At 33.1% G+C, this 13004-nt stretch carries 13 protein-coding genes; all 13 read right to left on the bottom strand.

All coding sequences use genetic code 11. The annotated features are described in order from the left end of the window. Positions 1–327 precede the first annotated feature (327 nt). The 13 genes from VKY41_RS05455 to VKY41_RS05515 all read right to left on the bottom strand — a co-directional run bounded on the left by VKY41_RS05455 (position 328) and on the right by VKY41_RS05515 (position 12965). Positions 328–1581: a sulfate adenylyltransferase subunit 1 gene (locus VKY41_RS05455; RefSeq protein WP_500813426.1), complete on the bottom strand. Its 1254-nt coding sequence runs from the start codon at positions 1579–1581 to the stop codon at positions 328–330. A 75-nt stretch (positions 1582–1656) separates the two neighbouring features. Continuing rightward, entirely contained in the window at positions 1657–2562 is a 906-nt protein-coding gene (gene cysD, locus VKY41_RS05460) for a sulfate adenylyltransferase subunit CysD (RefSeq protein WP_500813427.1), read from the bottom strand. Then, the gene (gene cysC, locus VKY41_RS05465) at positions 2555–3157 is read right to left on the bottom strand and encodes an adenylyl-sulfate kinase (protein WP_500813428.1); all 603 of its coding nucleotides are present in this window, start codon (positions 3155–3157) and stop codon (positions 2555–2557) included. The genes cysD and cysC overlap by 8 nt, the downstream gene beginning before the upstream one ends. 84 nt (positions 3158–3241) lie before the next feature. Next, the gene (locus VKY41_RS05470; protein WP_500813429.1) at positions 3242–3670 is read right to left on the bottom strand and encodes a DUF2061 domain-containing protein; all 429 of its coding nucleotides are present in this window, start codon (positions 3668–3670) and stop codon (positions 3242–3244) included. Further along, on the bottom strand, positions 3670–4464 hold the full coding sequence (cysQ, locus tag VKY41_RS05475; protein WP_500813430.1) for a 3'(2'),5'-bisphosphate nucleotidase CysQ: 795 nt from the start codon (positions 4462–4464) through the stop codon (positions 3670–3672). The genes VKY41_RS05470 and cysQ overlap by 1 nt, the downstream gene beginning before the upstream one ends. Next, on the bottom strand, positions 4457–5314 hold the full coding sequence (gene rfbD / locus VKY41_RS05480) for a dTDP-4-dehydrorhamnose reductase (protein WP_500813431.1): 858 nt from the start codon (positions 5312–5314) through the stop codon (positions 4457–4459). Before rfbD ends, cysQ begins: the two co-directional genes overlap by 8 nt. After that, positions 5311–5856 carry a dTDP-4-dehydrorhamnose 3,5-epimerase gene (gene rfbC, locus VKY41_RS05485; RefSeq protein WP_500813432.1) on the bottom strand — a complete coding sequence of 182 codons (546 nt, stop codon included), beginning with the start codon at positions 5854–5856 and terminating at the stop codon, positions 5311–5313. Before rfbC ends, rfbD begins: the two co-directional genes overlap by 4 nt. Then, entirely contained in the window at positions 5856–6722 is an 867-nt protein-coding gene (gene rfbA / locus VKY41_RS05490; protein ID WP_500813433.1) for a glucose-1-phosphate thymidylyltransferase RfbA, read from the bottom strand. Before rfbA ends, rfbC begins: the two co-directional genes overlap by 1 nt. 35 nt (positions 6723–6757) lie before the next feature. After that, positions 6758–7813: a dTDP-glucose 4,6-dehydratase gene (gene rfbB / locus VKY41_RS05495; protein WP_500813434.1), complete on the bottom strand. Its 1056-nt coding sequence runs from the start codon at positions 7811–7813 to the stop codon at positions 6758–6760. Further along, entirely contained in the window at positions 7803–8861 is a 1059-nt protein-coding gene (locus tag VKY41_RS05500; RefSeq protein ID WP_500813435.1) for a hypothetical protein, read from the bottom strand. Before VKY41_RS05500 ends, rfbB begins: the two co-directional genes overlap by 11 nt. A 15-nt stretch (positions 8862–8876) precedes the next feature. Next, complete coding sequence (locus tag VKY41_RS05505; protein WP_500813436.1) at positions 8877–10565, bottom strand: DUF6909 family protein; 1689 nt, start codon at positions 10563–10565, stop codon at positions 8877–8879. Positions 10566–10593: 28 nt separating this feature from the next. Then, positions 10594–12096 (bottom strand): GH3 auxin-responsive promoter family protein, encoded by a 1503-nt coding sequence (locus VKY41_RS05510; protein ID WP_500813437.1) that lies wholly within the window; start codon positions 12094–12096, stop codon positions 10594–10596. Beyond that, positions 12096–12965: a M23 family metallopeptidase gene (locus tag VKY41_RS05515; RefSeq protein WP_500813438.1), complete on the bottom strand. Its 870-nt coding sequence runs from the start codon at positions 12963–12965 to the stop codon at positions 12096–12098. The genes VKY41_RS05510 and VKY41_RS05515 overlap by 1 nt, the downstream gene beginning before the upstream one ends. Positions 12966–13004: the final 39 nt, after the last annotated feature.

The following is a 13004-nucleotide window of genomic DNA, read 5'->3' on the forward strand; positions in this document are numbered from 1 at the left end:
AGCTCTTTGCTGTCATCTAATAGATAGATAATCAAAAGACTTCCTAATCATTTCTATTCTTATAATTAACTAGTTTGTTTTTCTTCTGAAACTATTAGGGATACTGGATGAAATGAGTTAACAATGACTTGATATCATCAGTCGCTTCCGTAAACACCTCTTTTAAAATAGGCTCAAACTTTATGGAATGGCATAGCATAATTACCTTTTATTTTTTTTTTGCAATCAACATCTAATCACATCATTTTAGGCAAGAAATATAATTAGACTTATTAAATTAAGTATTGTAAAATGTTTAAAGCTTATATGAACACATAAAATATTATTTTAAACCAACATCCCAGCCGCTACAGTTTCATTCGTAGCATCATCAACCAAAATCACACTTCCAGTGGTTCGATTATCTCTATAGGAATCTATCATTAAAGGTTTTGTTGTGCGTATTTTCACTTTTAAAATATCGTTCATTCCAATACTCACATCGTCAAACTTGCGCTCTAAAGTATTGATATCAATTTTATAAATCACCTCTTTAATCATAGCCTTTTGCTCGTTAGAGGTGTGCTTAATAGTATATTTTGCTCTTGGTTTTGCTGGGTTGTTATTTAACCAACACAACATAACCTCAATATCTTGAAGGGCTTGAGGCTTGTTATTAGAGCGTACAATCATATCGCCTCGACTAATATCTATATCATCTTCTAAGGTTAAGGATACAGACATAGGTGCAAAGGCTTCTTCAAGTGTCCCATTATATATATCGATAGTTTTTATGGTGCTCGTAAACCCAGAAGGCATAACCGTTATCTCATCGCCAGGTCTAAATACACCACTCGCTATGCGTCCTGCATAACCTCTATAATCTCTATGACTTTCGTTCTGTGGTCTTAAAACCGTTTGTACCGGAAAACGTGCATCAATTTTATTCGTATCGCTACTTATATGCAAAGTTTCTAAGGTGTGTAATAGAGGAGCCCCTTGATACCAATCCATGTGCTCGGACCTATTTACCACGTTATCGCCCAACAAAGCCGAAATTGGTATAAATCTAATGTCTTTGATAAGCATTTTAGATGAAAACCCTTCAAATTCGTAAATTAGATTGTTATAAACTTCTTCCGAATATTCCACTAAATCCATCTTATTAATACATACTATTACGTGTGGAATGTGCAATAAAGACGCTATAAATAAATGTCTTTTAGTTTGTTCCACCACGCCGTGTCTGGCATCCACAAGAATAATAGCTGCGTTTGCGGTCGAGGCTCCCGTAACCATATTTCGTGTATATTGAACATGTCCTGGCGTATCGGCAATTATAAATTTTCTTTTCGGGGTTGTAAAATATCGGTAAGCAACATCAATTGTAATCCCTTGCTCTCGTTCATCACGAAGGCCATCGGTAAATAATGCTAAGTCTACCCCTTCATGGCCTCTTTTTTTGCTTGTTTTTTCAATGGCTTGTAATTGGTCTTCAAAAATAGATTTAGAATCATAAAGTAAACGCCCAATTAAGGTACTTTTTCCATCATCTACACTTCCCGCCGTTGTAAAACGTAATAATTGATTATTATCTATCATGTTTAGATTGTGAAATTTTAACAAAGGACCTTTATATCAACATTAAAGGTGCTTTTTCAATATTAGTTGTAGTATTTAAAAATATCCTTGACGCTTACGGTCTTCCATAGCAGATTCAGAGCGCTTATCATCACTTCTATTACCGCGTTCTGTACTTCTCATTCCTGCTACCTCAGAAGCAATTTTATCAAGTGTATCTGCGTCAGATTCATCACCTCCAGTAATAGTAATATCTCCTAAGGTTCTAAAACGTATTTTTTTCGTTACAACCTCTTCATGGTCTTCTAAAATTAAGAAGTCTGAATATGGAATCCAAGTGCCATCACGTCGTATCACTTTTCGTTCATGTGCAAAATAAAGAGATGGTATAGCGATATTTTCGCGTTTAATATAATTCCATACATCCATTTCTGTCCAATTACTTATTGGGAATACTCTAAAGTGTTCTCCTTGAAAATGTTTGCCATTAAAAATGTTCCACAATTCTGGACGTTGATTTTTAGGATCCCATTGTCCAAAATCATCTCGATGTGAGAAAAAACGTTCTTTTGCTCTAGCCTTTTCTTCATCTCGCCTTCCACCACCAATAGCGCAGTCTATTTTATTTGCCTCAATAGCATCTAATAAAGTGGTCGTCTGAAGAGCATTTCGCGTCGCATTTTTACCTTTTTCTTCTGCTACCCTCCCTTCATCAATAGATTCTTGAACAGATCCTACAATAAGTTGTACACCCAATTCCTTTATAATATTATCTCTAAATTGAATGGTTTCAGGGAAGTTATGTCCAGTATCTACATGCATTAAAGAAAATGGAATTTTGGCTGGATAGAATGCTTTTTTAGCTAAATGTGTTACTAAAATAGAATCCTTACCTCCTGAAAATAAAATAACGGGATTTTCAAATTGCGCCCATACTTCACGTAATACGAAAATGGCTTCGCTTTCTAATTCGTCTAAATAATTTAAATAATACTTACTCATTGATCATGGACAATTTTGGAATTATATAATCTACGATACGCTGAGCTGCTGCTTCAACGGATTCGCTTTCCGTTTTAATTTCTATATCTGGGTTTTCTGGTACTTCAAAAGGAGCAGAAATTCCAGTCATATTTTTAATTTCACCTGCTCTAGCTTTTTTATAAAGCCCTTTTACATCACGTCTTTCACACTCTTCAACGCTAGTATTTATGTACACCTCAACAAAGTTAACATCTTTAACGATACTTCTAATGTTCTGACGATCTTTTTTATAAGGCGAAACAAATGCCGCTAAAACCACTAAGCCGGCATCAATCATTAAGTTTGAAACTTCTGCTATTCTTCGAATATTTTCCGTTCTATCTTCTGGCGAAAAAGTTAAATCCTTATTAATACCTTTTCTAATATTATCGCCATCTAAGGTATAGGTTTTAATACCTTGCTGAAATAGTTTCTGTTCTACAACATTAGCAATAGTAGACTTTCCAGAGCCTGAAAGCCCTGTAAACCACAATAAAAGTGTGTTATGGTTATTCGCTTTTATCCTATCTTGATGGGAAATCTGATAGTTATAGGAGGTAATATTTTCTTTCATAAACTAATTATTGTTTACAATATAAATAAAATTATAAACAATCATTGGTCAAAGTATTTTGGTTTAAGAATTCCTAATTATTAACTATATTTTATTACGATTTCTTAACCCATAATCAACTCTATACCATGCACGCTCATGTAGGTAATAAAATAACATTTTTGTAACAACTTCTGCTAAACCAATTTGTAAAGCGGTAAAAGGGTTACCAGAGATTATCCATGCTAAAGTCATTGTGTCTAGTGTACCTACTATTCGCCAAGTTACAGTTTTAGCAAGATGACGCTTTCTACTTTCTAGGGTTACCCCCTCTTGAGATAAGTTAATTTTAAACCAAACCCGTTCGTGTAAATAATATAAAATGCTTTTTGTAGTAATTTCAGCTAAACCTATTTTTAATCCAGCATAAGGATCGCCAGTAATAAACCAAGATAATATAATAGTATCTAAGGTACCTATAAACCTCCAAGTAATGGTTTTTGCTATATGTCTTTTATAGGATTTATCTCGCATTATTTACTAACTACAAAATAGCTGTTAAGTAAATTTTCTTTATTGTAAGTTAATGGTTTTTTTGTTTCTTGAGAAATAACTTCAAGGCCAACAGCATTACAAATAGCTTGTCCGGCGGCTGTATCCCACTCCATCGTTGGTGCAAATCGTGGATAAACATCTGCATTTCCTTCTGCAACTAAACAAAATTTTAAAGAGCTACCTTTTGAAACTACCTCAACATTATTCCCTTGCTTTTTTATACTTTCAATAAAGTCTAATGTATCTTGATTCATGTGAGAACGGCTACCCACAACCTGAACTAATTTTGTATTTCCTTCTTTTGGTTGTATTGTTTGAGATACTTCTAAAACCTGCTTAACTGATACATCATGAGAAGTTAAATCTGCTTTAAAAGCTTTATTGGATTCAACATCTGCATAATATATAGTTTTTGTAGCTGGCACATAAATAACACCTAAAAGAGGTTTTCCGTTGGTAATTAAAGCAATATTAACGGTAAATTCTCCATTACGCTTAATGAATTCTTTTGTTCCATCAACCGGGTCAACAACCCAGCAAGTTTCCCATGTTTTTCTTACGGAATAATCTGTTTGCTTATTTTCTTCAGAAATAATTGGAATTTCCGTAGGAATTAGAAAAGAGTTAATAATATCGTTCGCTTTTGTATCAGCTTCAGTTAAAGGAGATTTGTCATCTTTAACTTCTACATTAAAAGCCGTATCATAAACTTCCATGATAACTTTTCCTGCTGCTAATGAAGCCTCCATGGCTATTTGTAAATTTTTATCCATTATAATTTGATAGGGCTTTTTTTAAACTATCTCTCCAATAAGGAATTTCGATATTTAAACTGGTTTTTATTTTGGATTTATCTAACACACTAAAATGAGGTCTTTTAGCTGGTGTTGGGTATTCCTTGGTTTTTATTGGTAATACTTTTATGTTAATATGAGCCTCTTCAAAAATTGCTTTGGCAAAATCGTACCAACTAGCAACACCTTCGTTACTATAATGATAGATTCCGTATTCATGATGATTTGTTGTGATGATTTTTAAAATAGTTTCTGCTAAATCTGTTGCATACGTTGGTGTGCCTATTTGGTCTGCCACAACATTTAATTCATTTCTGTCGTGTGATAATTTTATCATGGTTTTCATGAAATTATTCCCGTTTTCAGAATACAACCAAGACGTTCTAATTATAAAGTGTTGTTTTAAATATTTTACTATCTCTTGTTCTCCTTCCAGCTTTGTTAAAGCGTAAATGCCGGTTGGAATGGTTGTGTCTGCTTCCGTATAGGCTACTGATTTATCTCCTTTAAAAACAAAATCTGTAGAAATCTGTATCAATGTGGTATTATTATCCTTGCAGACTCTTGCAAGGTTACTAGGACCTAGAGTGTTTATTTCCTTCGCTATTTGTTGCTCAGTCTCTGCCTTATCTACAGCTGTATATGCCGCACAATTAATGCAATAATGAATTGTTTTATTGTTAAAAAAATTCTGAACAGCCTTAAAGTCGGTAATATCTAAAGTATCAGAATCTGTATAAATAATATTTAAATTAGAATAATTAGATTCTATATCTTTTATACAAGTTGCTAATTGACCATTTCCTCCTGTGACTAAGATGTTTATCATAATTCAGCATTGTCTAATGTAGGTAAAATTATATCTTTTTCAGAAACAATCAACTCATTATTAGGCAGCTGCCAATCTATATTTAGAGTTGGATCATTATAAATAATTCCTCCTTCAGATTCCTTATTATAATAGTTATCACATTTATATGAAACGATAGCAGTATCACTTAAAACAACAAAGCCATGTGCAAATCCTCTTGGCACATATACCTGTTTCTTATTGTCTTCAGAAAGCTCTATGGTTACATATTGGCCAAAGGTTGAAGAATTTTCTCTAACATCCACTGCTACATCTAATACTTTTCCTTTTATAACTCTTAGCAACTTAGCTTGTGCATGAACACCTCTTTGATAATGTAAACCTCTTAATACACCTTTAGTAGAAAAAGATTCATTATCCTGAATAAACTTTGAAGAAGTACCTGTTAATGTATTAAACTTACTTTCGTTAAAAGATTCAAAAAAATATCCCCTTTTATCTTCAAATATCTTTGGTTCAATTATAAAGCAGCCTTCTAATTTTGTTTCTAGTACATTCATTATTTTTTATTCAAAAGGCCTAATAAATTTTTACCGTATCCACTCTTCATTAAAGGCTCTGCAAGCTCTTTAAATTGTTTTTCTGAGATATAACCCATTTCAAAAGCTGCAGCTTCAATAGAGCCTATTTTAAGCCCTTGACGCTCTTCAATAACCTCAACAAACTGTGAGGCTTGCATTAGTGACTGGAATGTCCCCGTATCTAACCAAGCTGTTCCTCTATCTAGTATGCTAACGCTTAGTTTTCCTTTGCTTAGATAAGCTTTATTTACATCTGTAATTTCAAGTTCTCCTCTATGGCTTGGTTTAATGTTTTTAGCTATTTGAACAACGGAATTATCGTAAAAATAAATACCAGGAACCGCATAATTAGATTTAGGACTCTCAGGTTTTTCTTCTATAGAAATTGCATGACCTTCTTTATCAAACTCTACTACACCATAACGTTCTGGATCATGAACTCTGTAAGCATAAATAATTCCTCCGTCAGGATCATTATTACTTTGCAATAACTCGGATAGACCGGTTCCGTAAAAAATATTATCTCCTAATATTAAAGCAACCTTATCATCTCCTATAAATTCTTCACCAATAATAAAGGCTTCTGCTAAACCATTTGGGTTTTCTTGAACTTCATAAGAAAAGGAACACCCTAAGCGCTTACCATCCCCTAATAAATCCTTAAACAGAGGTAAATCCTTAGGAGTAGAAATTATTAAAATTTCTCTAATACCTGCGTATAATAAGGTTGAAAGTGGATAATAAATCATTGGTTTATCATAAATAGGCATTAGTTGCTTACTTACTGATAAAGTTAATGGGTGAAGTCTCGTTCCTGATCCTCCTGCTAGTATAATTCCTTTCATAGAAAGCTATATTTTTATTACTACGAAGGTGGTAATTAACTATATTGTTTTTCGTAGTACGATTGGTAAGCGCCACTTGTAACGTTATCTAACCAATCTTTGTTAGTTAAATACCAATCGATGGTCTTTTTTAATCCTTGTTCAAAAGTTACGGATGGTTTCCAACCTAATTCTTTATTAATTTTTGATGCGTCAATGGCATATCTTAAATCATGTCCAGGACGATCTTTAACGTAGGTAATCAACTTTTCTGAAGAACCCTTTACTCTCCCTAGAGCAACATCCATTTGTTGGCAAAGCAACTTGACAAGATCGATGTTTTTCCACTCGTTAAAACCTCCGATATTATATGTTTCTCCTTGGTTTCCTTTATGAAAAACTAAATCTATAGCTATGGCATGATCTACAACATAAAGCCAGTCTCTAGTATAATTTCCATCACCATAAACAGGTAATGGCTTATTATGAATTATATTATTAATAAATAGCGGGATTAGTTTTTCTGGGAATTGATTTTGCCCATAGTTATTAGAACAATTTGTAATTACGTAAGGCAGGCCATAAGTTTCACCATAGGCTCTTACAAAATGATCGGAACTTGCTTTTGAAGCGGAATACGGAGAGTTTGGATCGTATGAAGTTGTTTCTGTAAACAAACCAGTTTCTCCTAAGGTTCCATAAACCTCATCGGTACTAATATGATAAAATAGTTTATTATTGAAATTATCTTTCCAAAGATTTTTAAACGCATTTAATAAAACCATGGTTCCAATAACATTTGTTTTTACAAATGCTAAAGGATCTGTAATAGATCTATCAACATGAGATTCTGCTGCCAAATGAATTACAGCATCAAATTGATGCTCTGTAAAAAGGGCATTAATAAAACCTTCGTTAGTAATATCTCCTTTTATAAATGTATAATTAGAAGCGTTTTCTACATCTGTAAGATTCTCTAAGTTCCCAGCATAGGTTAAACTATCTAAATTAAAAACATGGTAATCTGGATATTTGTTTACAAATAACCTAACGACATGAGAACCAATAAAACCAGCTCCACCAGTAATTAATATAGATTTATTATGCTTCATATCTAGAAATAAATCTAATTATATTTCTAAATAAAAAGCCTAAACAAAGTAAAACGAAACTAGCTAAAGGGAATATAATTAAGTACTTACTCCATATAGAAGTATATTTCGCTCCTGTATCCTGAAAGCTAGAAAGTGTGTCAAAATAAACATCTTCTTCTACCTTCTGAGCATCCAATTCACCTAAAGCCTCTCTTAATTGCATACTTTCCTTAAGTAAATCATATTCCCTAGTTTTTGTTCTTTCCTGAATAAAAGTCATTCCATCTTTGGTAGTATAGGAACCTTGATTGGAACTTGTTTCTTCAGCCATAACATTTATATAAACTTTTTGTAAAGAATCAACTTGTCTAATAGACGACAAAATCCGATTCCTTTCAATGGAAATCAAGGAATCCCTTTTTTGCATCTTCTTCACAGAATAAGTATTTGTGAACGTGTTATTTAACCCCTCCTCTAATGACCTAAAAATATCCTTCTTATATGAAAAAACCTCAATCTCGAACACATCGCCAGAATAAATACTTCTATTTTCTACGAACTCTTCAAAACTAATGTTCTGAGCTCTTGTACTATCAATAGATCTTAAAAAACTATCATATTGAACTATTTTATCGTTCTCATTTTCTGGACCTGCATTAATGCCGAAGCTAATAATTTGTTTAGCCTCCTCTTCATTAAGGTTAAAAATCTCTTCTATTTGATGATAATCCTTTTCATTTATTAAGGCATTATAATACTTGATGTTAGTAACCAACTGATACTTCGAATCAAAATAAGGCTTTACAAGCATTTGAGAGGTGTACACTTCTCGTTGGGTTCTTTGAAGTACATAACCTAAAATAGCAGAAACTAACATGATTATAGCAATTAACTTGAAGTTTCTAACTAGAGGCTTTAATGCATAAATAAAGAAGGAAAATATGCCTTTAAAAATGCTAAGGAAAAAATTAAAAACCTTGTTGATACTTTTTCCAAAATAATCGAATAGAACTAGAACGTCTACTTCTTCGGTGTTTTTGTTTTGTTCTGGTAAATTTTTACTCATTTTGAGGTTAAGATGTTAGTTAAATATTTGTTGTAATATTTTTCTTGTTATTAAATATGTGGGTTTAACACCTGTAGTTCCAAGACCTCCAGACGCCAAAGTACTTCCTGTTTCTAACGGATTATCACTAGCGTAATAGGCGTATCGTACCTTCACTTTTGGATTGATGCTTCTTCTAACCTTTGACGCCGCTTGAATAGCTTTCTGATAATGGGCACCTTCCATTTCAAGACCGATAACGTTCCATGTGGAATTAAAAAAGAATTTCAAAATCTCCTTATTCTGTAAAGAAGTTCCTAAAACCGTAATCATGGTTCCTTCATAAACGTCTACGTCGTTACCTTCTAGGTCTTTTTTGCTTAATTCGTTTTTAAATGGATAATTATCTGCTGTCCCTTCAAAAATATGCGCTGAAGGAATCATAATATCTCCTTTACCACCTTCTAGAATTCCAGCTTTCCCCATAATTGAAATAGACTCTACGTTTAAGTGAATTTTATTTCCATTAATTTGGATAGGCTTTAACAGTTCGTCAATGGTTTCGTAGGCTTGTTCTCCAAAAGCATAATCCATTACAAATATTACTGGCTTTTCTTCTTTTTTGAAACGCTCACTTACTTCAATATCTACAGTTGAAAAATCAATTTTGGCCGTATCAAAAATTTGTACATCGATATTAGTTCCAGAACTGTCTGGAATATAAATCATGCCGTTCTGCAATGCTTCTTTGGTTACTTTATTACGTAATTCTTGATTGCTTTTGTGGCTTATAGCTTCATAAACCTCAAATATGTTTTTCTTTTTTGCAAAAGTTTTTAAGGCATTTGGAGCGAAAATTGAATTCATTACACTGTGCATATTAGCACTAATGATATGGATTGGTCGCTCTAACAAGTCGTTTTTATAAAGAATTTCCTTTATGTTATTAGACCAAACTTCACCATGAATATGATGTCCAAGACGCTCTCTAAGCACCGGACTAAAAGTAACTGTACGTTTATTATCGTTTACCACTTCTTCAATGGCTAACTTACCTAACCAGTAGACTATGTGCAATAATCTCTCTGGTTGAGAATCTAACGCAAACTGATCGTAAACCGTAAGTATTTCATTAAAAGTTCTGCCTAAAATATTTGCAGTATGCGAAATTGCTATTTCTCTTTCTTCTAGTGTAAGTTTCTTTTTAGATAAAACTGCTTTCTCAAGTTTTTTCCAATCTCTAGTAGTATTTCCTGTTTCGTCTATTAATACACGCTTACTGATTTTATGAGATTCAATAAACACAAAAGTAAGATGAGTTAGTATGTCGTATATTTCTGAGCGTCCACGAGTAATTTCTATATTCATTTGCTCCTCATCAATACGATAACAGTTACGTCTTCTTTTTGGTGGAATGATAACTTTAAAATGAGAGTTTGCATACCCCTCATCACTGGTTAAATTTATAAATGTACATTCTTCAATACCTTGAGGCAACCTATCCACAACATATAACAAACCTTCTAATTCGGCTTTTTCCTCTCCAATTGATCCATAAATCTCTGGCTTTAATTGCAATAAAGACTCACGAAGGGTCTCACCTGAAACTCCCATAGGTTTGTAAAAACCTCTGTTAAACAGATGCCTCATAGTGATATACATCCTTTCTATGGCATTCGAGCTTTCTTGAGCTCTCGTTCTATCATGATGTTTAATTTTATTCATAAAAATAGTTTAGCTAACAAATATAGTATTATTTAATCAGATTTTGAGATTCTAAAACCTCAGCAATCTTTCTGTCGTTAGCAAGTCTTGCTATTTTATTTTGTCCACCTAGTTTTCCAATAGATTTCATATAATCTTGAAAGCCATTTTTCTTTACTTGAGAAATTTTTAAAGGCTGAAGGACTTTTCCTTTTATTAAATCGAAGTAATAACTGTTCTGTTTTTGCAAGGAATCATCCATAATTTTTGAAAATACCGCCATATCAGCAGGTGTTTTTTCGAATTCTATAAACCATTCATGATACGGCAACCCTTGTTCTGGGTTAATTTGTGGAGCTACAGTAAACTCTGTAATTTGAGCATCAGTGCCAAGTACAGCTGCTTCTAGGGCCTGTTCTACTTCTTTGCCAATAACATGTTCTCCAAAGGCTGAAATAAAATGTTTTATTCTTCCCGATACGATTACTCGATAAGGTTTTAATGATGTAAACTCTACCGTGTCTCCCACATTATAGGCCCAAAGCCCTGCATTTGTAGATACAATTAGTACGTAATTTACTCCAAGCTCAACATCTTTTATCGTAAGGCGTTTCGGGTTTTGTGTATAAAACTCATCTGCTTTTATAAATTCATAGAAAATACCCGAGTTAAGTTGGAGCAACATTCCTCTCTCATTTTGCTTATCTTGAAAGGCAAAAAATCCTTCACTTGCAGGAAATAATTCAATGCTATCAACTTTTCTCCCAATTAATTTTTCAAATTTGGCTCTGTATGGTTCGTAATTAACTCCTCCAAAAATAAATAAATTGAAGTTTTTAAAAACATCACCTACTTTTTTACCCGTTTTCTCTTGAATTTTTTCAAAATACATTTGAACCCAAGAAGGAATTCCAGAAATGACTGTCATGTTTTCTGGTAACGTTTCATCAACTATTGCACTTACTTTGGTTTCCCAATCTTCAATACAATTGGTTTCCCATGATGGCATTCTATTTTTTTGAAGATATTTGGGCACATAATGAGCAACAATTCCTGAAAGTCGGCCTAATTGAATTCCGTTTTTCTTTTCTAAAATTGGACTCCCTTGTAAGAAAATCATTTTTCCATCTACAAACTTGCTGTTTCCAGTTTCTGCAATGTACATTAAAATAGCATTTCTAGCCGCATCGATATGTGTAGGCATGCTTTCTTTAGTAATCGGGATGTATTTAGCTCCCGAAGTGGTTCCTGAAGTTTTTGCAAAATAAAGAGGCTTTCCTTTCCATAAAATATCCTTTTCTCCTGCCACCACACGTTCAACGTAAGGTTTCAAATCTTCATAATCCCTTACTGGAACTTGTTTCACAAAATCTGCATGCGACTTGATACTTAAAAAATCATGATCCTTTCCAAATTGGGTTGTAGTAGCCGTACTAATCAAGGATTGAAATACCGTTTCCTGAGTTTCAATAGGTTTATTGGCCCATTTTAAAATGGACTTAGAAACGTGTTTTGCAAAAGGTTTGGCTAAGGCCGCTTTAAGTGAAAACATTAGTTAAAATCTATAAAATTAGTTGGGTTTATTGGATAACCATCTTTCCAAAGTTCGAAATGTAAATGTGGACCTGACGTAAGTTCGCCTGTGTTTCCTGACATAGCTATGACCTCTCCTGCTTTAACCAATTCGCCCTGTAACTTCGTTAAAGAGGCGTTGTGCTTGTAAACAGAAATTAATCCATCACTATGTTCTATAATGATAACGTTTCCTGTTTGAACTGTCCATTCTGCGAAAATTATAGTACCATCGGCTGTTGCTTTTATAGGCGTATTTGTATCAACAATAATATCTACAGCATAATGTTTTTCTTCAAAATTATACGGCTCAGAAATAGCACCTGTAACGGGAGGAAATAATACGAAATTAATTTTAGAAGTGGCTGTTTCAAATAAATTGTATTTATCTTCCTTTGCAACTTTTTCTCTTAAAAGTGAATCTTCTTTGGATGGTCTTAAATCTATTTCAGAAACATTAATTCGAGCTTCTTCCAAGATTGAATCTCTATTAAAATCTATTGAACTTATTTCTCCTTGAAGAACCTTTTTTATTGATGAATAATATCTTTCATTTACAGCAATTAACTGTTGTAAGGAATCTGTTTTATAAGTGAGTTCTACAGCTTGTTTTTTTAAACTAGTTGATGAATACCCAGGAATGTATTCGCGCAAAGAAGTAAACGCAATTAATAAGGTTGTACCCGTAATTAAAAGAATTGCCGATAATGACATGACTACAAACACGTTTAAACGCGTTAATTTAAACGATAATCTCTCCTCAAAAGTATCTTCATTAAGAATCACCAATCGATACTTATGAAGTAGTTTCTTTCTAAACTTTTTGGTTTCCTTGTTTTTCTTTGCCATTCTTCTAACAAAATTAAATAAAATATCTCAGTAGCCGAT

The organism is Xanthomarina sp. (assembly GCF_035306605.1).
Taxonomy (GTDB): domain Bacteria; phylum Bacteroidota; class Bacteroidia; order Flavobacteriales; family Flavobacteriaceae; genus Xanthomarina.